Below are 26,162 nucleotides of genomic sequence, written 5' to 3' on the forward strand. Positions count from 1 at the left end.
ATAAATGAAAGCATCTCTCCGTCAGGAGGGATGTTTTTTTCTATTCCGGGGGATGCTTTTTTATTATTTATCGAAACGGCTGGCATGGTGAAGGGACGTCGATTATAATAGGCATTAAGCGTTCCGGAAAATCGAATAATGCAGCTAAATGAGGTGCAATTGTGAACAGCCTACAAGTGGCCAAAGTGTTGAACAACAACGTCATCATTGCCCATCATCCGGAGCACGGCGAAGTTGTCGTGATCGGCAAAGGCATTGGTTTTAACCGGAAGCCAGGGGATCATATTTCCCTGGAGTTTGTTGAAAAGTTATTTATTTTGAAGAACCAGCATGAACAGGAGCAGTACAAACAGCTTGTCCCGCAGGTGGATGAGAAGCTGATCGAAGTCATCGGCGAAATCGTATCGTATATTTCAAAGAAAACGCAGACCGAGCTTAACGAGCATATTCACATTGCGCTGACGGATCATCTTGCGTTTGCCATCAAAAGGGCCGAGCAGGATATGTATTTCCATAATCCGTTTCTGTACGAAACGAAGGAAATCTACCCGGTCGAATATGAGCTTGCGGAATATGCCATCGATTTGATCCGCCGGAAATTGGGCGTGGATTTGGGCGAAGACGAAATCGGATTCGTCGCTCTTCATATCAACAGCGCGCTGACGAACCGGCATATCAGCGAAGTGCGGGGCCATACCCAGCTCATAGCCGAACTTGTCGCCACGATCGAAGAAGAGCTGAAGTTTTCGATTTTGCGAAATTCCCTGGACTACTCCAGGCTGCTCACCCATTTGCGATTTGCGATCGAGCGGATCAGACGCGGCGAGCAGGTCGGTGAAGTGGAAAAGCTCGATAACCTGTTAAGGGAAGAATATCCGGTGTTGTACGCCGTTGCGCAAAAACTGACATCCATCATGGAAAAGCGTTTGAACAAGCCGGTTTATCCGGCAGAAGCCGGGTATTTGACCATGCATCTGCACCGGGTGGCACCTCCTCAATACAAATAGCAAGCTTGCATCGAAAAAGCAGGTTTGTTATAATCTCTTTTGCGTTAAACAACAGAATAGGTTCACGATGTGTGACTGATTCGATCAGGCATGAGTTGATAAAACGTTTTTGATTGTATTGCTTGTTTGCGGGGTATTATAACCGTAAATAAGATACAGTCTGAAACTTTTTTTGGCTCATGCTTTTTTTGTTGTTTCGACTCCAGAGATTAAACATAGGAGGTTGCATATGTTCAAAAAGTTTTTCGGCGTATTGCAGCGGGTCGGGAAGGCGCTCATGCTCCCTGTCGCACTGTTGCCCGCCGCCGGTCTGCTTCTCGGGATCGGAAACATGCTGGTCAACCCGGACTTTCTTGAGCTCGTTCCGGCCTTGGATAACCATACGGTTCACGCGATCGCCACGGTCATGATGAATGCGGGCCAGATCGTCTTTACGAATCTGGCGCTTCTGTTCGCCGTCGGGGTTGCGGTCGGTCTGGCCGGCGGCGAAGGGGTTGCGGGACTTGCCGCCATCATCGGCTACCTGGTCATGAACGTCACGATGGGCACTGTCATCGGGGTCGTTCCGTCCATGATCGGTACCGATCCCGCGTACGCCAACGTACTCGGCATCCCGACCTTGGCTACCGGGGTGTTCGGCGGGATTATCGTAGGTATTCTCGCAGCGGCCATGTATAAACGGTTTTTCAAAATCGAGCTGCCTTCATATCTCGGTTTCTTCGCGGGAAAACGGTTCGTTCCGATTATGACGGCCGCGACGGCCGTTCTTTTGGGCCTGGTCATGGTGGTCATCTGGCCGCCGATCCAAAACGGGCTGAATACCGCTTCGCATTTTATGCTGGATCAAAACCGGACCTTGTCCGCGTTTATCTTCGGGGTGATCGAACGCGCCTTGATTCCGTTCGGATTGCATCATATTTTCTATTCTCCGTTCTGGTTCGAATTCGGGGAGTATACGAATGCTGCGGGACAGCTGGTACGCGGCGACCAAAATATTTTCATGGCCCAGCTTCGCGACGGCGTGGACTTTACGGCCGGAACGTTTATGACCGGTAAGTTCCCGTTCATGATGTTCGGATTGCCGGCTGCGGCGCTCGCCATTTATCATGAGGCCAGACCCGAGCACAAGAAATATGTGGCGGGGATTATGGGTTCCGCGGCACTGACGTCGTTCCTGACAGGGATCACCGAGCCGCTCGAATTTTCGTTTCTGTTCGTGGCCCCGGTCCTGTTCGCGGTACACTGTGTTTTTGCAGGTCTCTCGTTTATGACGATGCATCTTCTGAATGTCAAAATCGGGATGACTTTTTCCGGCGGTTTGATCGACTACCTGATCTTCGGGGTTATACCGGGACGCACCCCTTGGTGGTATGTCATCATCGTCGGCCTGATTTTGGCCGTGATCTACTATTTCGGCTTCCGGTTCGTTATCCGCAAGTTCAATTTAAGAACGCCAGGGCGTGAAGACACGGCCGCGTCGGACGAGGATGACAATAATCAGGGCAAGGCCGTGACGCAGGATGAACTGCCTCACAATATTTTGGCCGCCCTGGGCGGAGGTCCGAACATCGCTCACCTTGACGCTTGCATTACCCGCCTGCGCGTGGAAGTCAAAGACAAGGGAGACGTCGACAAGGACCGGCTCAAAAAGCTGGGGGCTTCCGGCGTGTTGGAAGTCGGCAACAATATTCAAGCGATTTTCGGGACTCGTTCGGACACGATCAAATCCCAAATCGCGGACATTATGAGCGGCAAAACGCCGGCTATCACGCCGCAAGCGGATGCTCCGGCAACCGGACAAAAACCGGCCGCGGTAGAGCAGCAAGCCGCGCAAGACGGGGATGCGATTATCCAGGAGGATATCGTGATGCCGGTGAACGGGGAGCTCATGGATATTACGAAGGTGCCTGACCCTGTATTTTCCGAAAAAATGACCGGCGACGGCTTTGCGGTGCTTCCGCATGACGGGACGATTCATTCCCCGGTTTACGGCAAAGTGTTCAACGTGTTCCCGAGCAAGCATGCCGTGGGCATCATGTCCGACGGAGGCAAGGAAGTGCTTGTGCATATCGGGGTCAATACCGTGAAGCTGAAAGGCCAAGGCTTTAACGTTCTTGTCAGCGAAGGCGATCTTGTCGCGGCAGGGCAGCCGATCATGGAAGTCGACCTTGATTATGTGAAGGAGCACGCTCCGTCGATCATTTCGCCGATTATTTTCTCCAATCTTCCGGAAGGGGCGGCTGTGACGCTGAACAAATCGGGAGTGTTGAAAAAAGGCGAAGAAAATATTATCACGATCCGCTAAAAATTGGATTCGGCATCAAGATCCCTTAATATAAAGGGTGAAAATACACAACGAAAGCGAGATGTATTCGAGATGGAAAAAAACTTCAGAATTACGGACGAAGACGGTATTCATGCACGCCCGGCGACGGCTTTGGTAAATACGGCAAACAAATTTAAAGGCGCGGAAGCTTTTGCGGAAGCGAACGGTAAAAAGGTAACCTTGAAATCGATTTTGGGCGTACTGTCCCTCGGTTTGGAAAAAGGCGATTCGATCAAGCTCATCGTGGAAGGCGAAGGAGCGGAGGACGCTCTTCAAGCGCTTACGGATGTGATGATTAACGAAGGGCTAGGCGAAGTGAATGCTTAAAATCGAAGGCATCGCCGCTTCGGCCGGGGTGGCTATCGCCTCCGCTTTCAAGCTGGAGCATCCCGATTACACCGTAACGAGCAAGGACGCCAAGGATCCGGCCGCGGAGCTCACCCGTCTGGAGGAGGCTTTGGCCAAATCCCGGAGCGAGCTCGAAGCGATCAAACAACGCACGCTTCAGGAGCTGGGCGAGAAAAAGGCGGAAATTTTCGAATCGCATTTGCTGATTTTGGACGATCCGGAGCTGCTTGATCCGGTTCGCGCCAAAATTTCGGATGAACGGGTGACGGCCGAATTCGCGCTGGATGAAACGTCGCAGCAGTTCATCGCCATGTTTGAAAATATGAAGAGCGCCTATCTGCGGGAACGCGCTGCCGATATGCGCGACGTGACCAAACGGGTGCTGACCCATTTGCTCGGGCTGAGTTATATCAGCCCGGCGGAAATCAGCGAGGAGGTCATCGTGATTGCCGAGGACTTGACTCCTTCGGACACGGCCCAGCTAAACCGGAATTACGTGAAGGGTTTTACGACGAATATCGGGGGACGTACTTCACATTCGGCCATTATGGCAAGATCGCTGGAAATTCCCGCCGTCGTGGGAACGAAAGAGGTTTTGTCGAAGGTCAAAGCCGGCGACACCGTCATTGTCGACGGGCTTGACGGCGCGGTGATCGTAAACCCGACGCCCGAGGTTCTTGAGGAATACAAGACGAAGCGGGACAATCATCTGCGGCAAATCGCGGAATGGAAAAAGCTGCGCGATTTGCCGACCGTCTCGAAGGATGGCGTTCATGTCGAATTGGCGGCCAACATCGGCACGCCGAACGATGTCGCCGGAGTTGTCGAAAACGGCGGCGAAGGCGTCGGCTTGTACCGGACGGAATTTTTGTACATGGGCCGGACCGAGCTTCCTTCCGAGGATGTCCAGTTTAACGCTTATAAGACGGTTCTGGAAAAAATGGAAGGCAAGCCTGTCGTCGTCAGAACATTGGACATCGGCGGGGACAAAGAGCTTCCGTATTTGGATCTGCCGAAGGAAATGAATCCTTTCCTCGGATTCCGCGCGGTTCGCCTATGCCTGGACCGGACGGACATCTTCCGTACCCAGCTGCGCGCGCTGCTGCGGGCGAGCACTTACGGAAACCTCAGAATCATGTTTCCGATGATCGCCACGCTGGATGAGTTCCGGCAGGCGAAAGCCCTTCTCCTTGAGGAGAAGGAAAAGCTCGTTGCCGAGGGCATCTCCGTGTCCGACTCCATTCAGCTCGGAATCATGGTGGAGATTCCCTCCACCGCCGTGCTTGCGGACCAGTTTGCGAAAGAAGTGGACTTTTTCAGTATCGGTACGAACGATCTTATCCAATATACGATGGCTGCGGACCGGATGAACGAACGGGTATCTTACTTGTACCAGCCGTACAATCCGGCGATTCTCCGCCTCGTAAAAATGGTGATCGACGCCGCGCATAAGGAAGGCCGCTGGGCCGGCATGTGCGGCGAGATGGCCGGGGACAGCACGGCAATTCCGCTGCTGCTGGGACTGGGTCTCGACGAATTCAGCATGAGCGCAACTTCCATTCTGCCGGCACGGTCGCAAATTTCCAAGCTGTCCAAATCGGACATGGAAGAGCTGGCAGCCAAGGCGCTGCAAATGCAGACCGTGGATCAAGTGGTGGAACTGGTGCGCGGTATCGCCGAATAACCTCTTTTCCAACCGCAATTTTGCGTTTCCTTCATGAACCGGTGCCTTTTGGCGCCGGTTTTTTTCGCTGGAATTGACGACTCGCTGGCGCAAAACGGTTTATTTTTCCTCCTATTTGGGATAAAGTGTTGATGAAATGAAACTTTTTTTCATTACTTTAACGACAGGAGCTTAAGCATGGGGAACAACCGCATGAATATCGGAATCATGGACATCGGGTCCAACTCCATTCGCCTTGCGATTTACGAAACGACGCCGCAGGGGGAGTTCCGTTTGATAAACGAAAACAAGGAATCCGCCCGTTTAAGCGAAAAAATGAAGAACGGGGGAGAGATGGGACACGAGGATATTTTGTCCATCGTTCCTGTGCTAAGACAATTTCGGGAAATCTGCGACGTTTACGGATGCGAGAAAATACGGGTCTCCGCCACGGCGGCCATCCGGAACGCGGCCAATGCAAATCAGATCGCGGCCCTGCTTAAGCGGGAGACCGGGCTTGAAATCGAAGTGTTATCCGGGGAGCAAGAGGCTTTTTTCGGTTTTGTCGGCGTCACCGCCGGGATGGATATGGAGGACGGCTTCATTATCGACATCGGGGGCGGAAGCACGGAAATCACGCTGTTCCGCGGCCGCCGGATGCTGCATAGCGTATCGTTGCCCATAGGGGCGGTGAACGCCCAGTTGAGATTCGGAGCCTCGGACCCGTGGTCGGCTGGCGATATTGCCGGCTTACGTTCCGAGATCGGAAAGCTGTTGGACGGCCATGCCTGGATCACTGAGCATCCCGGCTTGCCGTTGATCGGCCTGGGAGGAACGATCCGCACGCTAAGCAAGCTGGACCAGCGCAGACGGAACTATCCGCTCCGCGCAGCGCATCATTACCGGGTGGAACCTGAGGATATCCGGTATTATGCCGAGTCGCTGCCGGTCATGCCGCTGGAAAAACGCAGACGTTTGGACGGCCTTTCCAAATCCCGGGCCGATATCATCGTTCCGGGTCTTATCATTTTCCAATCCGTTTTCGAACGCACCGGGGCGGCATATTGCCTCGTCAGCGGGTCGGGATTGCGAGAAGGGTTGCTCCTCGATTTGCTTGGTCTCGGGGTCGCCTCTCCATCGGACGTGCTTAGGCGCCAGGCGGAAGCTTTGCTACTGTTCCAAGCTCCGGCGCCGAGAGCCCATTTTCTGCGGGTTCACGCCTTTGCGGCGCAGCTGCATCGCTTTATGGAAGGGGAGGCGCCATCCTCGGAGCCCGGATCGGACAAGCTTCTTTATGCGGCATCCATGCTGTATAAAATCGGCAGCGCCGTCCGCTATCATCAATACGACAAGCATACGCTGTACTGGCTGACCCATGCCCCGCTCGGGGCTTTGAGCCACCGTGAGGCGGTTCTCAGCGCGTTCATTGCCGACTTTGCGGGCAATCACGGCAAACGGATCAATCCGGGGGATTACCGGGCTCTGCTGATTGAAGGAGATATGGATCTGGTTCGTAAATTGGGCTCCCTGGTCGAGATCGCGATCTCGCTGGATGCCAGCGAAACGCAGTGCGTGGAGTCGGTGGATGCCGTCCTGGGAGACGGGGCGTTGCTATTGAAAATAAAAAGCCGCGGCCAGGCTTACCTGGAACTCAGGCAGCTTGAGGCCGCGGCCAAAAATTTCAAAAAAGCGTGGAATTTCAGATTGGAGTGGGAGCTTCAAAAAACTTCTTCCAACGGCTGATATCGAGCGCGGCGAATTGGCTGCGGCAAGGAGGCAGGCCGTTGGAAACGGGTTCGTATTTGCCGTTGGAGATCAGACGCTTTGCCTTCACGTTATCGGACAGCGAAAGCATCAAAATCTGCACCAGCGTATCCCGGGTCTCCTGTTTGGTGACCGGACACATCAATTCCAGCCGGCGCGTCAAATTGCGGGTCATCCAATCCGCGCTGGATATAAACACTTCCGGGTTCCCGCCGTTTTCAAAATAATAAATCCGCGAATGCTCCAGGAACCGGTCGACGATGCTCCGCACCCGGATGCGTTCGCTTAATCCTTCCACGCCGGGACGCAAACAGCATACCCCCCGGACGATCAGATCAATGCTTACGCCGGCCTGGGAGGCCCTGTAGAGCTCGTCGATCATCTCCTGGTTGGATAAGGAGTTCATCTTGGCGATAATGCTGGCCGGTCTCCCGGCGGCGGCATGCTCCGCCTCCCTTTGGATCAGCGAGAACAGCTCGTCCTTCATTCTCATCGGGGCCAGCGTAAGGGCCCTCCACCGGCTGGTCTCCGAATATCCGGTAATCAGATTAAACAGCTGCGAGGCATCCTCCCCGATAGCAGGATCGGTCGTAAATAGACCAATATCCGTATACAGGCGTGCGGTGATATCGTTGTAATTGCCTGTACCCACATGAACGTACCGTTTTAATTCCCGGCCTTCCTGCCGGACGACGAGCAGGGTTTTTGCATGGGTTTTCAGGCCGATCAGGCCGTATACGACATGGCATCCCGCTTTTTCGAGCGCCCTCGCCCAGGCGATATTCCTCTCCTCGTCAAAGCGCGCTTTGAGCTCCACCACGACGGTGACCTGTTTTCCCGACTCCGCCGCCCGGGCAAGGGCCTGGATCAAGGGCGAATTGCCGCTGACGCGGTACAACGTCATTTTGATGGCCATTACCGAAGGGTCCTCCGAAGCCTGAACGATGAAATCGGTGACGGCGTCAAAACTTTCGTAAGGGTGATACACCAGGATATCCCGCTGTTTCAGAACTTCGAAGTAATCCTCGCTCATCTCGAATTCGCGCTGATATACCGGCTCGATCTGAGGATACCGCAGCTTCGGGAACCCTTTAACCATTCCCGGAAGCTTGCCGAGAAAGCTCAAATCCAGCGGGCCGTCGATTTCGAACACCGCATCGGTGATTTCGAATTCTTCCTGCAGCACCTCGAGGGCATAAGGATGGAAGCCCTTTTGAATCTCCAGCCGCACGGGCGCCGCCCAGCGCCGTTTTCGCAGCTCTTTTTCGATCTCCTCAAGTAGATCCTCGGCCCCTTCCTCATCGATCGTTAAATCCGCATTCCGCGTTACGCGAAATTCATGCACTGCAAGCGGGACATACCCGCTGAACAGCGACTGAATATTGTGACGGATCAGCTCTTCGATGAGAATGAAGGATTGATTCTTGCTGTTGGAATAGTGGGGCAGCGGAATGATCCGGGACAGATTGGACGGAATTTGCAGTATCGCGAAGTAAGGCTCCTGATCGGCTTCCTCCTCCGCTTGTACATTTTCGTTTACCCGCTCCAGAACGACGGCCAGATACACAAACCCGTTATGAACGAGGGGAAAGGGCCGGCTTTGATCCACCGCCATGGGCGTCAGCACGGGAAAAATAATATCGTGATAATAGGTCTCCATCGACTTTCGCTGCATGGCGTTCAACTCTTCATATGTGAGGAACAGGATTTTCTCTTTGTTAAGCTGCCTCGAAAGCTCCCGGAACGTCCGGTACTGCTCGGCCACCATCGCCGCAATGCGGGAGATCAGACGTTTGTACAACCCGGCGGGCGTATAGCCCGTAAAGTCTTTTTTCGTGTAGCCGGCGCGAATCTGGTCTTGTATTCCCGCCACCCTGACGCTCATGAACTCGTCCAGATTGCTTGAAACGATCGATAGGAACTTGGCTCTTTCCAGCAGCGGATTCCCTGGATCCTTTGCTTCCATGAGCACGCGGCGGTTAAATTCGACCCAGCTGAGATCACGATTTAGATAGCGTGAACCTTTTTTGATTTCCGTAAGCGCCATATTCATTAAACCTCCGTTAACCTTCAAAAAATGCCCGGTACCCTTTTTTGCTTCTATTTTACTAGGTCTGTAGGTAACAACATGCTTGGTTTTGTAAATTCTATGTAAAAAATTTAAGGCTGTGTAAAAATTGAGATGAAAATATCGTTCAAGCTTGTTAAAAAGGGCGGGTTCTTGGGTAGATTAACAGTATGGCGTCTCTTGGCGTCTGCCGGGGTACTATTTCAAGGAGGTAGATCGATATATGGCGAACCATCACCACACCCAACAATTGAGCGTAGTGCAGAGAGAGAAATTTAACCGGGCGTCTTTACGTCAGCTGAGGGAAAGCGGCCGGATTCCTGCCGTGATATATGGAGCGCAAATCGAAAGCATCCCCGTTCATGTGGATGCCAAGGAGCTGGCGAAAGTGTCCCGGACCGGACGGTCGGAGTTTTTCGATCTGAAGGTGGAAGGCGGGGATACTTATCCCGTATTAATCAAAGATATTCAGCTTCGCGGCGGTAATGTCGTCCATGTCGATTTCCAAAAGGTGTCCAAAAACAAGCCGATCCGCGTCAAAATCCCGCTTACATTCACGGGTACCGCGATCGGCACGAAGGCGGGCGGCGTACTTCAGGTGCAGACGACCGAGCTGGAGGTCGAGGCTTTGCCGGATGACCTGCCTGCGGGCCTGGATGTGGATATCAGCAGTCTCGATAACGGCGACAAATTGATCGCGGGAGATGTGCCGCTGCCGAACGGCGTCACGTTGATCAGCAGCGAAGAAGAGCTGCTTGCCTCGCTTGTGCTGCCGCGCGTCGTCGAAGAGGAAGTCGACACCGGCACCGGCGCCGAATCACCGGAAACCGCGGGTGCGGAGGAAGCTCCGGATACCGGTACGGCGAACGGAAATTGAGCTAAATAGGAAGCGACTTGATCAAGACGGCCTTTGGGCCGTCTTTATTGTGGGCTTTAAAAGTTTGTGTACTTTTATGTATGAAAAATCGACCACAAACTCACGTTTGGCCATATTACATGCAATTCTGTATGAAAAATCGACCACAAATCCACGTTTGACCGCATTACGGGCAATTCTGTACGAAATATCGACCACAAACTCACGATTAACCGCATTACGGACAATTCTGTATGAAATATCGTCCACAAATCCAACATTTGGCGGCATCATGGACAATTCTGTATGAATTATCATACAGAATCAGCCGTATATCCCCTTTTTGGACTTATCAAGTCGATATTTCATACACAATTGATCGATTGCATATCCCTCCCTATAAACGCGCAAGGTCGGCATTCCACCGGTTTATGGGGGGCAGCAAAAAGGTCCTATCAGGCGTTTTTTCTTATTTTAAAGACGATCAAGGGGCACAACTTGACTAATGCCGAATTTGTAACTAGAATGGTTGCAGAATCTAGCAATCTATCATTCTTTTAAAGGAAAGAAGGGGTCTCATGCCACCGAAAAAACAAGGGAACGCCTTGGCGCAGCGAAAAACAGCAAGCGAACAACTGGCGAAGCAGCAACGGACAAGAAGAATCATTTGGTTTTCCACAATAGGGGTATTGCTCATCTTAATCATCGTCGTATTGTCGATAGACCCGAAGCCGAAGCCGACATCGTTTGATTACGAGAGTCTCCCCGTTCTGGGCCAAAGCGATGCGCCGGTGAAAATCGTGGAATTCGGGGATTTTAAATGCCCAACCTGCAAAATGACGAACGAGACGATCAAACCGCAGCTTGTCAGCGAATATATAGATCAAGGCAAAGTCGCCTTCTATTTTATGAACCTGCCGTTTCTCGGTCCGGATTCCACGACCGCCGCTCTTGCGGCACAATCCGTGTACCATCAAAACAAGGATGCATACTGGACTTATTTTGACGCGATTTACAGCAACCAGGGAGATGAAAGAACCGAATGGGCGACCACGGACTACCTGGTCGGATTGGCGGAGGAGCTCCAGCTTCCGGTCGATTTTGACTTACTGCGCAAGGATATCGATGACAAAACTTATCTTGCTGAAGTAAACGGTCACTATCAAAAGGCGGACAAGCTCGGCGTGAATGCGACACCTACTTATTATATTAACGGGACTCAGTATACCGGCAGCCTTGATTACAGCGAATTCAAAAAAGCCGTCGAAGACGCGTTGAGCAAGTAATTCGGGGATAAGGGGGCAATGCGGGTGCGTTCTTTTTTCAGAAATTACGGGATTTATATGGCTTGGCTCGTATCATTGGTCGCGACGGCGGGAAGTTTGTATCTAAGCGAAGTGCTGCACTATGAGCCTTGCAGATTATGCTGGTTTCAGCGGATTTTTATGTATCCCCAGGTCATCATTCTCGGGATCGCCGCTTACCGCAACGACCGCTCGGCATCCATCTACGCGATACCTCTAAGCGTCATCGGGGGCTGTATTTCTATCTATCATTATATGGAACAAAAGATCCCCGCGATGTCCAAGCTGTTTCCGTGCAAGGTAGGAATCCCGTGCAATTTTGATTACTTGAACTGGTGGGGGTTCATCACCATCCCGTTCATGGCTTTGGTTGCGTTCGTGCTGATCGTCATCTTTACGTCCGCCGCCCGTCATGAGAAGTAACCTGTAACATTTTCGCCTACTTCTTCGTATTCACATATGGAGGTGTTACTTATGGTCAGACATCGAAAATTTGCCATGGTGGCCATGGCGGCGGTCTTGTCGCTTTCTTTGGCGGCATGCGGAGGAAACAACGGTAAAATGACGAATCCGGTTCCTTCGGAGAATAATTCAGGAACGGCGGGGACGAATCAGCCCGGTCCCGGAACAGTCTCCGAGACGAAGCAAGGAAAGGGGATCTGGGTTGGTCTTGCCGATAATCATTCCGCGGAAATCGAAATGGACGGGACGCCTCAGCCTTTTCAGCTGGATGAAGCGGTGAAAACGGCCGCGGAAGCGTTGAATTCCGGCGATCCGGTTGAATTTGAATATGTGGAAGCGGCAATCGATGGCGAGGATTCGTTAACGCAAAAGACGATCACCAAATTGATGAAATCGGGCAATTCGGAGGACAATGCATCGTCCCCGAACGGTAACGCCGAAGAAGCTTTGCCCGCCACCCGAAGCATTGAGATTGAGCTTGAAGGGATGAAAGAGGAACGGACGGCGAAGCTGGCTGAAGGAAAGGGATATGCCCTGTATGCCTTCGAAGGATTTACTTTCGACCCCGAAACGAATAAGCTTCAGATGGATTACGACAACAATTACAATGTGGAGATCGCAAAATTGCCTTCCGATTACAAAACGGAACAATTGTCCGAAGAAGCCAAGAAGGAGCTAGCGGACACGGGCAAAGTGGAAGAAATGAAAGGCGAGGAAATCCATGCTTCGATGCGGGATGCTTCGCTGTTTCTGATCGCTAGAGGCGAGAAAGTAACCAGGGAGTATATCGTGAAGGAAGTGGACGGCCAAGGTTATCTTTTCAAGCTGAATATGCCTCATGGCGAAGCTTCGGAAGGATTTGGCCCGCTTGCTTATGCTTCCATAAACACGCTGGTTAACCGATAAACAGTAAAGAAGGGAATCCCGTGCAAAGGGGTTCCTTTTTTTTGTTGCTATTGCTTGACGGCTCAATTGAATGGTGCTAATATAGCTAATATTCTTACTAAACTTATCGGATTAAACGTATAAAAAGGGGGAGTTTGGGATGAAGAAGAAAAGTTCTATTTTGCTGGCGGCACTGCTTGTATTTACGATGGTGTTGGCTGCCTGCGGTAATGATAAAGAGCAAGGAAACAACGGACAAGCCAATGCATCTGGCAGCGGGAATGGGAATACGGCACAATCAGGCCAGACGTTGTTGGATCAAATTAAAGCAAGCGGCAAAATTCGCGTGGGTACGGAAGGCACCTATGCACCGTTTACTTATCATGACAAAGACGGCAGCTTGACCGGTTTTGACGTCGAACTGACTCGCGAAGTAGCGAAGCGCTTGGGAGTGGAAGCCGAGTTCATTGAAACGAAATGGGACGGTATTTTTGCCGGCCTTGATGCCAAGCGATTCGATATTGTGGCCAATCAGGTTTCGATCCGTGATGATCGCAAGGAAAAGTATGACTTCTCCGATCCGTATATCGTCTCGAAGGCCGTGCTGATCGTTAACGAGAAGAACGAGGATATTCAAAAGCTCGCGGATCTTAAAGGCAAAAAAGCGGGTCAATCCTTGACAAGCAACCTGACGGACATCGCGAAAGAGAATGGCGCGGATATCGTGCAGACGGACGGATTCAATCAAGCGATCGATTTGCTGATCTCCGGCCGAATCGACGCAACCGTGAATGACGGTTTGTCCTATCTTGATTTCAAAAAGCAAAAACCGGATGCGCCTATTAAAGTCGTAGACGAGGCGGAAGATGCCTCCCATAGCGGTTTTTTGTTCAACAAAGGCAATGCGGAACTGGTGGAAGCCGTGAATCAGGCACTGGCGGAAATTAAGAACGACGGCACTTATCTGAAAATCTCCGAAAAATACTTCGGCGAAGACGTATCGAAGTAACGGCGATGAATCATGAACGAAAGATATCTGAATATCATTTTTGATTCTTTGCTGCCCCTGCTTAAAGCAGGGGTGGCCTTTACCATTCCGCTGGCTGTCATTTCATTCGTCTTGGGCATTATTTTGGCGCTGTTCACGGCTTTGGCCCGCTTGTCCAATATCACCCCGTTAGTGAAGCTGGCCCATTTTTATGTGTGGGTGATTCGCGGGACGCCGCTGCTGGTCCAATTATTCATTATTTTTTACGGTCTTCCGAAAGCGGGCATCATTATAGATGCGTTTCCGTCGGCCGTGATCGGTTTTACGCTCAGTGTGGGAGCTTACGCATCGGAGACGATCCGTGCGGCGATCCTCTCCATACCGAAAGGTCAATGGGAGGCCGCATATTCGCTGGGAATGACGCGCGGGCAGGCGCTGAGACGCTCAATACTGCCGCAGGCAGCTAGAGTCGCGGTGCCTACCTTGTCAAGCTCGTTTATCAGCTTGGTGAAGGATACGTCGCTTGCCGCAACGATTACGGTGACCGAGATGTTCCAGACGGCGCAGCAAATTACCGCGGTTACCTACGAACCGCTAATTTTGTATACGGAAGCGGCCATTTTTTATTTGTTGATGAGCAGCGTGCTGTCTTACGGACAATCCCGACTTGAAAAGTATAATGACCGGTATCACGCCAGATAGGAGCAGGTAACATGCTTGAAATTACGAATCTTAAGAAGTCGTTTGGCGGCGAACAGGTGATCAAAGGAGTCGATCTTACTCTTGAGAAGGGCAAGGTACTCGTCATCATAGGACCCTCCGGATCAGGGAAAACCACGCTGCTGCGTTGTATGAACCTGCTTGAGACCCCGACGGAAGGAACGTTGTCGGTTGGCGGGCTAGAGCTGCATTTTGCGCCGGATCGGAAGGTTCATAAGCAAGATATATTGTCGCTACGCAAAAAAACGGGCATGGTTTTTCAAAACTACAATCTGTTTCCCCATCGGACGGCCGCCGAAAATATTATGGAGGGCCTGGTCACCGTTCAAAAAACGGCCAAAGATGAGGCTCGCAAGCGGGCGCTCGAGCTGCTCCGGAAGGTAGGGCTTGAAGATAAGGCGGACGTATATCCGTTTCAGCTGTCCGGCGGCCAGCAGCAACGAATCGGCATCGCAAGGGCCATTGCCATGGATCCCGATCTGCTGTTGTTGGATGAGCCTACTTCAGCCTTGGATCCCGAGCTGGTGGGCGAAGTGCTTAAGGTCATTAAATCGCTGGCATCCGAGGGCAGAACGATGGTCATCGTGACGCATGAAATGAAATTTGCGGAGGAAGTGGCGGATCAGATTATTTTGATGGATAACGGAGTTATCGTGGAGAAGGGCGCGCCTCAAAGGATACTGAGGGAATCCACGAATGAGCGGACGCGATCCTTCCTCGCCCGCTTGAACGAACAGAGAGAGATATAGATTAAAAACAATGAAAAAGGTAGAAGCGTTCGACCGGAAGTGACAGGCTTCCTTTCGGGATAATATATGGGGAGGATGGGACAATAAGCATGGGTATTTTTCATGCCCATAACATCCTACCACGAAAGGAAGAATGCAACTTGCTGTTAGGCTCACATGAAGCTCACGAGCTCAATGAACTGTTATTAAGCTGCACGAACTCCATCCAAAGCATGGCTTTATTTTTGAATCAGGCCCAGGACCCCGAGCTAAGGGACATGATTTCCCGTCACTACGCCGTTCATATTCAGGATTACAATATGAAGGTGGAGTTTGCTTCGAAAATGCAAGGGTCCAGGGATCAATTGAACGTCCCGCAGCTTCAGGCAAATCCAGGCATGGCCGCTGCGGCCGTGCCGTCCCCGTCGGCATATACTCCGGTTCAGCCGCAGGTCAAATTGAACCAGCTTGATGACCGCGGGATCGCCACCTCTTACCTGCTGACCCTGAAACGGGCCGGGCGGGAGTACGCCTGGTCGACCTTCGAATGCTCCACGGTCCAACTGAGAGTGTTCCTGGAGGATGCATTCCGGATGTGTTCGCATCAAGCTTATGAAGTATGGAATTACATGGTGCGTAAGGGATGGTATATGGCAAGTCCCGCTCCGGAACAAACGATGCAGACGCTGGGGCAAATGTATCGCGAGGTTCCGTTCCATCAGCCGATGGGCGTGTACCGCTAAGAATGGAGAAAGCTTCCTCCCCGTCATCGACGGAGATGGAAGCTTTTTTTCATGATGCTAATAATCCATCCATTTTTCTAAAGCATCGAGATGTTCTTTAAATTTGACGGCGTTTTTCTTGATTTCCTGCTCATTTTGCGATGCCAGGACCCGCTCGAAATCCGCCAGCAAATTTGCGATGAATTCGCGTTTTTCCTGAAGAGACTCTTCATACAGCCTTTCTCCCCTAGCCAGCAACAGGCGATATTCGGTCCGGTCGCGGGGATGTATTTTCAAATGCTTCAATTCCTCCAGCCTGGCCTTGATTTGCTCGGGCGACGTTTGGCCGGGGGTTTGCTCGATGATGGCCGTTCTTTTTCAATCCCGTGCTTACCGCCGTGACTTCGACTTCAAGCACACCGTTGATATCGTATGTGTAGCGCACGTCGACGTCTTCTTGGCCTGCCTTCGCCCGAGGAATCGCAATTTCCAATTCCCCGAGTTTGACATTGTTCGCGACCTTTCGGCTCTCCCCTTGATACACCGAGATTTCAATCGCGCTCTGATTGTCCCGGATGGTGGTATACCGTTCTACCCGGCTCACGGGAATCGGCGTATTTCGCTCAATGATGGGGCTGAAATAGCCGCCTTCATATGTATCGTTATCCATCCGCTTCGAAGTGGAAATCCCCAGCGTGAACGGACATACATCCGTCAAAATCATCTCTTGCAAGCCGACGTTCCGTTCCTTCATGGCGACCTGAATCGCCGCTCCCAGGGCTATGGCTTCATCGGGGTTGATCTGCGAGTACGGCAGCCGCCCGAACATTTTGCCGACGATCGATTTGATGACGGGCATTCGGGTTGCGCCTCCGATCAGGATGACGGCATCCATATCCTTAGGCATCAGGGAAGCGTCGCGCAGCGCGCGTTCGATCGGCGTCCGAAGACGCAAAAGAAGCTGGGAGGCAAGCTTTTCATACTGATTTCGGTCGATGCTTAACCGGTAGGTTTGTTCGCCCTCATGAAATACCATTTCACCGGTATTGGCTTCGGCAAGCGAGAGCTTGCATAGTTCGGCCTGTTTAAGCAAAGCGGATTGGGCTTTGCCCGAAAGGCTCGAAAACTCGATCCCCTGGTTCTCCGTAAAGTAAGTGAGAAGCAGACCCGTGAAATCCTCTCCGCCAAGATAGTTGTCTCCGGCGATGGATTGCACTTGCATGACTCCTTCAAAAAATTCAAGCACGGACACGTCGAAAGTTCCCCCGCCCAAATCAAACACCAGGAAACGGGTATCCGCATCCTGCTGGTGAAGTCCGTATGACATCGCCGCCGCGGTCGGTTCGCTGATCAAACGCTCCACATGGAGGCCCGCCAATGCGGCAGCGCGTAAGGTCGCTTTTCGCTGAGCATCGTTAAAGTAGGCCGGAACGCTGATCACGGCTTCTTCAATTTCTTCGTCCAAGGCGGCTTCGGCGTCCGCTTTCAACGACTTGAGCACGAACGAAGATAAGTCCTCCGGGGTAAAAGTATACGAACCGAGCTGATACTTTTTGTCCGTACCCATAAATCTTTTAAACGTAGCCGCGGTGAGATCGGGATGGGTGATCATCCGTTCCTTGGCGATTTGTCCTATCAAAATTTCATGATTATCGTCGATGCTGACGACCGAAGGGGTTAAATGTTTCCCCAATGAGTTTGGAATGATGACGGGGCCTTGTTCCGTCCAATGGGCGACCAGGCTGTTGGATGTCCCCAGATCGATTCCGATTTTGGCCATGGTTATGTACCTCGCAATACCTGTGGAATATATGAAACTATCGAATGTAAACGACGAATCTGTTAGTATTTTACATCAAAAACGAGCTTTATGCGAAATGCCGGGAATTGATTTTCTTATCACTTGTGACAGGGGCCTACATCCCGGCATAAGATGCTCTAGACGATTATCTAGGGTAAAGGAGAGAACGGCTCTGAAAAAGCGTAGCGGAACCACGAAACCAAGCAGAGCGAAAAAGTCGCTCTACTATGAGAATCCGAATATCGACGAATTGACGTTACTGGAGGAAAAAAGTTTCTTTGAGCAGAAAAAGGAAATGAAAATTCATCAATCGCTCCCGCCGGTTACCACTCCAGAAGCGGTGCAAAGCGTAGGGACACCGAGCGTTGAGAAGCTTATGGCTTCAGAACCGTCGCAGGAACGCGCGAAGGGACTGGAAACCCTTTTGTCGGAAAAGCAGGGCCCCGATTCAACGCGCGGCATTATCTATACGGACGATCTTACCGATGCCTGCATAACCGGGGAAAAAATCGCCCCGAATACGATCGATGCGAGCAAAATCAAACCCGGAAGCATCGGAACGGCTTGGATTGCCGATTTTGCGGTGCTCGGCAGCAAGATTGCGTACGGCGCCATCAACGCTTCCAAAATCGCGCCGTTATCCATTCGCGGGGAACATCTCGTAGATGGGGCTGTGGAAGGGCGAAGCATTCGCGATCAATCGATTCCCGGCAGCAAGCTGGAGGACGGAAGCATCACCGCCGCGAAGCTGGAGGGCGGGATCGACGGAAGCAAACTGGTTGACGGCTCGATCGAAAGCCGCCATTTAAGCGAGTGGATCGTGACTACGGATTTATTGCAGGATCAGTCCGTGACTTCCGAGAAAATCCGCAGCGGAACGATTCGCTCCATCCATTTGGAAAACGGGGTCGTCGACACTTCCAAGCTTGGGGATTTGTCGGTCACTTCCTCCAAGATCCGGGACGGTTCGGTGACCTCGGCCAAAATTCAGGAAGGAGCGGTGGGTAGCCGGCATCTGGCGGAAAATGCGATTACGGCCGTCCATTTGGCGCCGGAAAGCGTAGGGGAGACGCAAATCTCCAGCGGAGCGGTTTACGGGAAGCACTTGGCGGACAAATCGATTTTGTCCTCGAAGCTGTCCGATCAATCGATAGGCACCGCTCAAATCATCGACCAGGCCGTCACCTCCTCGAAAATCGCGGATCAAAGCATTTTGCCTTGGAAAATCGCGGATGAGACGGTCCAGACGCGCCATCTGTCCAAGTCGTCCGTGCAGGCCGGGCATCTTGCCCCCGAATCGGTGACCTCCGTTCATTTGGCGCCGGAAGCGGTGCAAACCGAGCATATCGATAATGAGGCCGTGCAAGAGTGGCATCTGGCTCCTGGGGCGGTAACCGGCCAGACCATCGCCAGCTCTGCCGTGTCGGAAAGACATCTTGCCGGCGGGGCGGTAGCTGAACGGCATCTTCAAGATGCAAGCGTAACCGCTGCGAAGCTGGCCGAAGGATCCGTGACCGAGAGCAAGCTTGCCCCCGGTTCGGTAAATGGGGCCGCCATCGGGCCCGAGCAGATTGACACGGGCCACATCATCCCCAGGGCGATTAGCCGCAAGCTTTTGGCGGATCACATTATCGACGGAAGCTTGCTTCAGGCCAAAGCCGTCCGGGATGAACATATTGGGGACGGCGCGGTATTTTCCCGCCACCTGCAGGATCATGCCGTGACTTCGCTTAAGATTTCTCCGGAGAGTGTCACCACCGACAAGCTTAATGATTTGTCCGTCACAACGCCCAAGTTGGCGGACGGCGGCGTGACTGCCGGAAAAATCGCTCCGGGTTCGCTGGAACATTGGCATCTTTCTTCAGGGGCTGTCCGGTCTGAAGGCCTGGCCTCGGGCGCCGTGACTGAGAAGCATCTTTCCCCCGGCTCCGTCGGTACGGAGCATCTGCAGGCGAATGCGCTGCAGGATCAGCATTTTGCGGATGAGTCCGTGTCGGAACGCGCATTGCGGAATGAAGCGGTAACCTCCGGAAAACTGGCGTCCGGTTCGGTCAAATCCCACCATTTGGAGGGGAAAAGCGTTAAAGGCGTGCACCTTGCGGTAAATACGGTTTCATTAGAGCATCTTTCTCCGGATTTAAAGAGGGACGGTCTGCTGCCGGAAGGCGGAATCCACGGAGCGAAAATTCAGCCTGGAACGATAAGCCGCTTGAATCTTCAGCAAGGCAGCGTGGATGGCGAAGTGCTTCAAAACGAGTCCGTGGAAGGCGTGCATATCGCGGAATCGGCGGTAGAGTCCCGGCATATCGGGCATCAAGCCATTGAGGTTTGGCATTTATCGGAGGCTCTGGTGCGGGACGGTCTGCTGCCGGAAGGCGGAATCCACGGAGCGAAAATTCAGCCTGGAACGATAAGCCGCTTGAATCTTCAGCAAGGCAGCGTGGATGGCGAAGTGCTTCAAAACGAGTCCGTGGAAGGCGTGCATATCGCGGAATCGGCGGTGGAGTCCCGGCATATCGGGCATCAAGCCATTGAGGTTTGGCATTTATCGGAGGCTCTAAAACGCGACGGTTTACTCCCCGAAAGAGGGATCGTAGGAGCGGAGATTTTGCCCGGCTCGATCGGCCGTGAACATTTGCAGCATGGGGCCGTGAGTGAAGAGGCGCTGGAAGCCCAAAGCATAGGACCGGACCATTTGCAGCCGGGCGCCGTACGAAGCGAACATCTGGCGGACAGTACGGTCTTGGAGCAACACCTCAAAGATGACATTGTTGATTCCCGTCATATTAAGGCAGGAGCGATACGAACGGAGCATTTGGCGATAACCCACATTCAAACCGTGAGCGGGCAACCTGCTTTGCAGCAATTCGGAATGTGTGCGTTTTTGATGCAAAAAAATGACACCTCCGTAGATGTTATCTAAGCCTCTCGGAATTCACCATTCCGCATTAGCCCTGGCCTGACGGCCAGGGTCTTTATTTGTTTCACCCCCAAAGTATGGTGCGAACAAACTTTCCTCTTGACTTTTTCGAAACACCCCAATAATCGCCGAGAAGGCATTTTTATTGCCTACCTTTTAATTTGGGTGATTGTAATGTCGATTGTATCTCGTTCTCATCAGGACTACCTGGCCTTCGTACGCGATCAACTTCGAAAGGAGTACAACTCCCCGGAAGCTATGCGGTTTTTGCAGCGCTTCTACAGCGATATCATCTTCTGGATCACAGCGATTGACCTGTCCGCTGCAGCTTCCTTGATGCAGTCGGCCTATTCTTCTAAGCCAAGAGGCCGAAAGCCTCACGATCCCGCCGACATGCTCCGCTGCCTGCTCCTTATGACCAAGCTTGAGCTGAGCGTCGATGAGGGGGTCGTCGCCATTCGCACGACGCCTGTTTATGCCATTCTTTGCGGTTTCAACCCTGGCGAGTCGCCGGGCGTCGGGACGTTCTACGACTTTTTCCCCCGGCTTTGGCGGGCATCCAAGCCGCATAAGACTGGGCGCATCAAACGTCGCCTGAAGAAGCCGCGAAAGAAAGGCAAGAAGAATGAAAAGCAGGAACCCAAAAACCCAAAAATTACGGAGAGGCTCGTCTCCCGCGTCCTGCGCGAGGGCAAAATCCACTATGCCCCCAAGGAGCACGACCTGTTGCAGCAATTGTTTCAAACCATGTTTGTCGCACCTTCCGCGGCAAAGGGATTGCTCGGTGATACGAACGCTTTTCGCGTCATCGGCGATGGATCTCCAGTTGAAGCCGGGGCGCGTTCCTTCGGTAAATTCCTTTGCGATTGCCGCAAGTCGGGCAACTGGAAATGTACCTGCAAACGGCAATTTTCCGATCCCGATGCAGATTGGGGCTGGGACAGCTACCGCGAGAAGTATTACTACGGACGCACGCTTTACATGTTTACCGCCGCGGACAGCGCCTATGATCTGCCCGTGTATCCGCGATTGTTTCGCGCCAGCCAACACGATGCCGTATCGTGGATTTGCGGTTACCGCGAACTTCGCTACTGGTACGCGGATTGGAAGGTGGGAGAGGCGATCTTGGATTCGGCCCACGACGCCCTCCCGATCTATACCATGCTGGAACATGATGATGTTAGCAGCATCATCGACCTGAATCTCAGGCGTTCCGGGCATACGGTATACAATGAAATGAAAATAAACTCCGATGGTGTTCCCGTCTGCCCCATTGGTCGCAAGATGTCCTGCTGGGGCAAGTGTCCGGGGCGGCAGCGTATCAAGTGGCGCTGCCCCGCCAAAGTTGGAAAATGGGAGTGTCCTACTCCGTGTTCGCCTTCCGAGTACGGAAGAACGTTCTATACGTCGACAGCCGATAATCCGCGCTTGTTCCCACGCATCCGCCGTGATAGCAAGGAATGGAGAAAGCGTTACGCGATGCGAACCGGCGTTGAGCGTTGCATTAAGCGTCAGAAGACTGATTACAAGTTGGAATCTTCGCGCGGCCGCAGTTCACGTCACTGGAACATTCGAGTTTATCTTATTGCCATGTGTCAGCACGCTGACGCATGGTTCGAAGAAGCAAAGAAACAAAAACTGTTGCCATCCATTCAGCATTGGCTTAACGAATCTGTTGCCGCATAAGCCCAATTTTTAAAAAATGGAGGACCTTGTGTTTCTTTGGCATGCGCATTCATGAAAATCGCTTTCATTATCGTGCTAGTATTCATTTTTTGCGCTCATCACCCCTCGCTCGAACTCGAATCCCCCAGTTTAATCCGAGCTCCTATGTTATCGTCACTTTTGAAGAACCTTTCGCTAACTCGCAGTACGTGCTCGTAGCGACGCCTAACCAGCCTGCCTATTATGCAACCTTGAAGGAGCAAACCCCGGAAATGGCTGTGCTGGAGGTAACAAGGATCAAGGAAAGCCAGGTTAATTTCGGATTCATCTCCTGGATTGCCATCGGAAACATGAATTAGATTTTAGATAGCCGCCCGCGCATATAAATGCTGCGAGGCGGCTGTTTTTCCAAAAGTGATAAATGTTGCTACCCTTGTGATTTTAGGTACAGATAAAGGATTCGTTTTTTGTATATCATAAATCGAACCGTTTGCGAAAAGAAGCTGAAGCCTGTCTACATATGTGAAATAATTCACCTTAACGATTCCGACTGCAAACGGCTATTTTTACATAATCAGATTTAGACAAGGAGAGGATTGCATGAAAAAATGGATTTCTTTAACGGTAAGCGCGGCTCTATTGCTGTCTCCGCTCGCCGTGACGGTCGACTTGGCGCCGGTTCGCCTGTCGGCCATCGATGTCGTGTCCGCCGCTTCGGAAGCCGAAACGACAACAAAGACCCCGGTCAAGGAGCCTGCTCCGAAGACAACGACCAAAAAACCGACGACCGACACAACCACCAAAAAAACAACAACGAACAAGACAACGACGAAAACTACAACGAACAAGGCGACGACCAAGACGACCACGGCCGAAAAGACACCGTCCAAGCCGGCAAGCCAAACTAAGGAGACCGCAAAGCCGGCTCAACCGGAGCCGGTGCAAAATCCTTATAAAGACGGCGTTTACGTGGCCTATGGGGATGCCTATTCCAAAGGAACCGAGGGCGCCAAAGTGACGATCAAGGACGGCAAGGTTGCCGATGTGGAGCTCATGAGAACGAGTCCGAAATTGATCGACCGGGATGTCCGAATGAATTACAGCGGCTTGTGGCAAGCCTATGAGCCGATGACGGAGAGCTTGCTCGGCAAAACCCGGGAACAGGCCGCCGACGTGGACGTGGTTTCCGGAGCGACCCGTTCCGCCAACGGGTGGAAGCTTGCGGTCGATCGGGCGTTCGGAAGAGCGTTGGTGACCAAGCCGGAAGGCGAAGTTTATTTTGAAGGGGAGCATATGGGGGTTGACCCCGAAGGGAAGTATATGGTGTTTGCCAAGTACGACAAAACCAAGCTTCTTAGCGTGAAGGTATATCCTTTGAACGAAAAAGGAGAAGCGGTCGACGAATCCGCAATGACCGCCGAACAGTCCAAGACGGTCTACACGATCGCCAGCGAGCTGTTGTACCGCGGCGTGAACGCGGTTCCGGCCAAAGGGCTTGAAGCCGACTTCAAGGCAGCGGTGAACGCGTTCCGGGATGCCGAGCAAAACGCGAAAATCGACAATGACGCCGAATACATCGACGGCTTCTATTCCGCTTACGGTTTCGCAAGGGATAAAGGGGTGGAACGGGCCGATGTCTATATCCGCAACGGGAAGCTGGTTGACGTGAAGCTGTATAGATTGGGCTCCAACCTGATCGACCGCGGCGAAACCGCGTATGCCGATGTCGTGAAGGCGAATTCGCCGATGACGGCAAAGCTGCTCGCAAACGGTTCCTACATCGAGAATTACGGCGATACCGATGCCATCTCCGGCGCTACGGAAAGCAGCCACAGCTGGAATGTAGCGGTGGAAAGAGCTTTTGAGAAAGCCTTGAAAACGCCTGACGGAGCGAAATATTTCGAAGGTACCTTCGCCGGCGTGGATAACCGTTCCCAAGTGCTTGTGCTGGCGGATATCCAAAATGACAAAGTCGCCAAGGTGAAACTTCATTTGTTTGATGATGCCGGCAAGCTGATCGCTGAAGATAAGCTGACCGACGCGCAAAAATCGCTGCTCGCAGGCCTGGGCGACGGTTTGCTCAGCCAAGGTACGAAGCTTGCGCTGGTTCCGGGAGAGGAACTGATATCCGCCGCGGCAAGTGCGGCATTCAAGGATGCGCTCCAAAACGCATCCAAGGTTCAAGGGAATTATAAGGACGGTACTTTCACCGCTTACGGCGACGCCTACGACAAAGGCACCAACCGGGCTGACGTGACGCTGCGAAACGGAAACATCGTCGGCATCCATTTGTCCCGCGTCGGGGTCAACATGGAGGACAGAGGCTCGTCGGCTTACCCGGAAGTGGTCAGAGCGATTCCGATTTTGGAAACCGGCTATTTGATGGCCGAAAACCTGGCGAACGCCGCGGGCGTGGATGCCGTATCCGGCGCCACAAGCAGCAGCGAAGCCTTTAAAGCCGCGGTTGATCGCGCCTATAAGAAGGCGGAGATTTCCGAGAGCTACAAAACGGCGTATATGAACGGGATTTATGCGGGCGTCAATGCCGACAAATCCGTTTATGCGATGGTCACCGTCGCCGACAATGTTCCGTTTAAAATGGAAGTCTTTTATCTGGATACGAACGGTAAAATCAAGTCCGCCGAAGCCTTGTCCGCGGATGAACTGACCGTGAAAAAGGAAATCGAAACGGAGACGACGGGCGCCATCCACAAATATGGCTATCGTCCGGCGGCTTTCGGCGAGACCGATGGCGTGAAAGACTTGTCGGGAAAAGTTATTGAAGCCGTCAAAACGGCGCTTGAATATGCAGGAAGATAGATTATTCTGATCGAGCCCCCGGGCGGCAAACCCGGGGGTTTTGTGTTTCGCCGCGATTTTTTACGGGTTTCCATAGTATAATGAATCTATCAATATCGTGGGGGAATCTAGCGTGACATTAATCAGACAGCTTAAGAATCAGGACGATTTTATCGGTTTCTATTTGTTAAAAGAGGTGGAGGTCAAGCAAACGAACAGCACGCCTCCTAAGGATTATTTGGATATCGTGCTATGCGATGCGACCGGAGAACTGCCGGCCAAATTGTGGGACGCTTCCGCGGTCGACAAGGAAGCCTTTTTTCCGATGGGCCTGGTAAAGGTGCAAGGACTCGTGCAAACTTACCGGGAACGTTTACAGATTAAGATTATGAAGATCAGGCCGGCCCGGGAGGAGGACGGAGTAAAATTGACGGATTTTATCCGCTCCGCTCCGATTTCGCCGGTTGATCTCATACATACGATCAAGCAGGCGATTGCGGGAATCGCCGATGAGGATATAAGCGCCATCGTGAATTTCTGCGTGGGAAAAGTAGAGGATAAGCTGGACCAGGCTCCGGCCGCCAAAACCCATCATCACGCGTACTTCGGCGGGCTTGCTTATCACATGGTCCGCATGCTGGAGATCGCCGATTTTTTGTGCCGCCAGCGGCCGTTCCTGAACGGGGACTTGCTCAAGGCCGGTATTATTTTGCATGATATCGCCAAGCCGGAAGAGATGGTGGCACAGCTCGGCATCGTCTCCGAGTATAGCCTGCAAGGTAAACTGGTCGGACATATTTCGATGGCTTCGAACTGGATCACGGAAGCGGCCGTCCGGCTCGGCATGGATCTTGATTCACCGAAGGTGATGGGCTTGCAGCATCTGGTGTTGTCCCACCATAATCTCGGGGAATGGGGAAGCCCTGTCCAGCCGCAAATGGCGGAAGCGGTCGCCCTGCATTATATCGATGCGATGGATGCCAAGCTGCAAATGGTCGAGGACGCGCTGGCGACGACGCCCGAATCCGACGATTGGACCCCGATGATCCGCGGGCTTGAGAATAAAGCGATTTATAAGCTCAAAATTTAGTTTAGAAGGCTCTTCATGCATACTCCCGAGAATATGTGACATCCTA

Annotated in this window: 19 protein-coding genes and 1 pseudogene; 18 read left to right on the forward strand and 2 right to left on the reverse strand. The window is 52.4% G+C overall.

Annotated features, from left to right (window positions below; translation table 11 throughout):
• The first annotated feature begins 161 nt into the window (after positions 1-161).
• From glcT to ACSFXJ_RS07545, 5 genes are all read left to right on the forward strand, one after another.
• On the forward strand, positions 162-1,007 hold the full coding sequence (gene glcT, locus ACSFXJ_RS07525) for a glucose PTS transporter transcription antiterminator GlcT (RefSeq protein WP_435924559.1): 846 nt from the start codon (positions 162-164) through the stop codon (positions 1,005-1,007).
• Positions 1,008-1,236: 229 nt separating this feature from the next.
• On the forward strand, positions 1,237-3,312 hold the full coding sequence (gene ptsG, locus ACSFXJ_RS07530) for a glucose-specific PTS transporter subunit IIBC (RefSeq protein WP_435924560.1): 2,076 nt from the start codon (positions 1,237-1,239) through the stop codon (positions 3,310-3,312).
• A 72-nt stretch (positions 3,313-3,384) separates the two neighbouring features.
• On the forward strand, positions 3,385-3,660 hold the full coding sequence (locus tag ACSFXJ_RS07535; RefSeq protein ID WP_435924561.1) for an HPr family phosphocarrier protein: 276 nt from the start codon (positions 3,385-3,387) through the stop codon (positions 3,658-3,660).
• The gene (gene ptsP / locus ACSFXJ_RS07540) at positions 3,653-5,365 is read left to right on the forward strand and encodes a phosphoenolpyruvate--protein phosphotransferase (RefSeq protein WP_435924562.1); all 1,713 of its coding nucleotides are present in this window, start codon (positions 3,653-3,655) and stop codon (positions 5,363-5,365) included. Before ACSFXJ_RS07535 ends, ptsP begins: the two co-directional genes overlap by 8 nt.
• Positions 5,366-5,542: 177 nt before the next feature.
• Positions 5,543-7,087 carry a Ppx/GppA phosphatase family protein gene (locus ACSFXJ_RS07545; protein WP_435924563.1) on the forward strand — a complete coding sequence of 515 codons (1,545 nt, stop codon included), beginning with the start codon at positions 5,543-5,545 and terminating at the stop codon, positions 7,085-7,087.
• Here ACSFXJ_RS07545 and ppk1 read toward each other — a convergent pair.
• Positions 7,044-9,155, reverse strand: a complete 2,112-nt coding sequence (gene ppk1, locus ACSFXJ_RS07550) for a polyphosphate kinase 1 (RefSeq protein WP_435925702.1) — start codon at positions 9,153-9,155, stop codon at positions 7,044-7,046. The two genes, ACSFXJ_RS07545 and ppk1, sit on opposite strands and share 44 nt — an antisense overlap.
• Before the next feature lie 244 nt (positions 9,156-9,399).
• Here ppk1 and ACSFXJ_RS07555 point away from each other — a divergent pair, with 244 nt between their 5' ends.
• The 8 genes from ACSFXJ_RS07555 to ACSFXJ_RS07590 all read left to right on the forward strand — a co-directional run bounded on the left by ACSFXJ_RS07555 (position 9,400) and on the right by ACSFXJ_RS07590 (position 15,862).
• Complete coding sequence (locus tag ACSFXJ_RS07555) at positions 9,400-10,053, forward strand: 50S ribosomal protein L25 (protein ID WP_435924564.1); 654 nt, start codon at positions 9,400-9,402, stop codon at positions 10,051-10,053.
• A 557-nt stretch (positions 10,054-10,610) separates the two neighbouring features.
• The gene (locus ACSFXJ_RS07560) at positions 10,611-11,318 is read left to right on the forward strand and encodes a DsbA family protein (RefSeq protein ID WP_435924565.1); all 708 of its coding nucleotides are present in this window, start codon (positions 10,611-10,613) and stop codon (positions 11,316-11,318) included.
• Between the two features lie 24 nt (positions 11,319-11,342).
• On the forward strand, positions 11,343-11,759 hold the full coding sequence (locus tag ACSFXJ_RS07565) for a disulfide oxidoreductase (RefSeq protein ID WP_435924566.1): 417 nt from the start codon (positions 11,343-11,345) through the stop codon (positions 11,757-11,759).
• A gap of 51 nt (positions 11,760-11,810) precedes the next feature.
• A complete protein-coding gene (locus tag ACSFXJ_RS07570; protein WP_435924567.1) occupies positions 11,811-12,704 on the forward strand; it encodes a hypothetical protein in 894 nt (297 codons plus the stop codon).
• A gap of 139 nt (positions 12,705-12,843) precedes the next feature.
• Positions 12,844-13,692, forward strand: a complete 849-nt coding sequence (locus tag ACSFXJ_RS07575; RefSeq protein WP_435924568.1) for a transporter substrate-binding domain-containing protein — start codon at positions 12,844-12,846, stop codon at positions 13,690-13,692.
• Between the two features lie 12 nt (positions 13,693-13,704).
• A complete protein-coding gene (locus ACSFXJ_RS07580; RefSeq protein ID WP_435924569.1) occupies positions 13,705-14,373 on the forward strand; it encodes an amino acid ABC transporter permease in 669 nt (222 codons plus the stop codon).
• Between the two features lie 11 nt (positions 14,374-14,384).
• Positions 14,385-15,140, forward strand: coding sequence for an amino acid ABC transporter ATP-binding protein (locus ACSFXJ_RS07585; RefSeq protein ID WP_435924570.1), 756 nt, complete (start codon positions 14,385-14,387; stop codon positions 15,138-15,140).
• A gap of 140 nt (positions 15,141-15,280) precedes the next feature.
• Positions 15,281-15,862: a spore coat protein gene (locus ACSFXJ_RS07590; RefSeq protein WP_435924571.1), complete on the forward strand. Its 582-nt coding sequence runs from the start codon at positions 15,281-15,283 to the stop codon at positions 15,860-15,862.
• A gap of 57 nt (positions 15,863-15,919) precedes the next feature.
• Here ACSFXJ_RS07590 and ACSFXJ_RS07595 read toward each other — a convergent pair.
• A pseudogene (locus ACSFXJ_RS07595) lies at positions 15,920-17,621 on the reverse strand (molecular chaperone HscC).
• Positions 17,622-17,937: 316 nt separating this feature from the next.
• On the opposite strand from ACSFXJ_RS07595, the gene ACSFXJ_RS07600 reads away from it, so the two are divergent.
• The 5 genes from ACSFXJ_RS07600 to ACSFXJ_RS07620 all read left to right on the forward strand — a co-directional run bounded on the left by ACSFXJ_RS07600 (position 17,938) and on the right by ACSFXJ_RS07620 (position 26,116).
• On the forward strand, positions 17,938-20,565 hold the full coding sequence (locus ACSFXJ_RS07600) for a hypothetical protein (protein ID WP_435924572.1): 2,628 nt from the start codon (positions 17,938-17,940) through the stop codon (positions 20,563-20,565).
• A gap of 171 nt (positions 20,566-20,736) precedes the next feature.
• The gene (locus ACSFXJ_RS07605; RefSeq protein WP_435922168.1) at positions 20,737-22,248 is read left to right on the forward strand and encodes a DDE transposase; all 1,512 of its coding nucleotides are present in this window, start codon (positions 20,737-20,739) and stop codon (positions 22,246-22,248) included.
• A 41-nt stretch (positions 22,249-22,289) separates the two neighbouring features.
• The gene (locus ACSFXJ_RS07610) at positions 22,290-22,586 is read left to right on the forward strand and encodes a WIAG-tail domain (RefSeq protein ID WP_435924573.1); all 297 of its coding nucleotides are present in this window, start codon (positions 22,290-22,292) and stop codon (positions 22,584-22,586) included.
• 241 nt (positions 22,587-22,827) lie between these two features.
• Positions 22,828-25,047 carry an FMN-binding protein gene (locus tag ACSFXJ_RS07615; RefSeq protein WP_435924574.1) on the forward strand — a complete coding sequence of 740 codons (2,220 nt, stop codon included), beginning with the start codon at positions 22,828-22,830 and terminating at the stop codon, positions 25,045-25,047.
• Positions 25,048-25,159: 112 nt separating this feature from the next.
• A complete protein-coding gene (locus tag ACSFXJ_RS07620) occupies positions 25,160-26,116 on the forward strand; it encodes a 3'-5' exoribonuclease YhaM family protein (RefSeq protein WP_435924575.1) in 957 nt (318 codons plus the stop codon).
• Positions 26,117-26,162 lie beyond the last annotated feature (46 nt).

Source organism: Paenibacillus salivarius, assembly GCF_051307165.1.
Taxonomy (GTDB): Bacteria; Bacillota; Bacilli; order Paenibacillales; family Paenibacillaceae; genus Fontibacillus.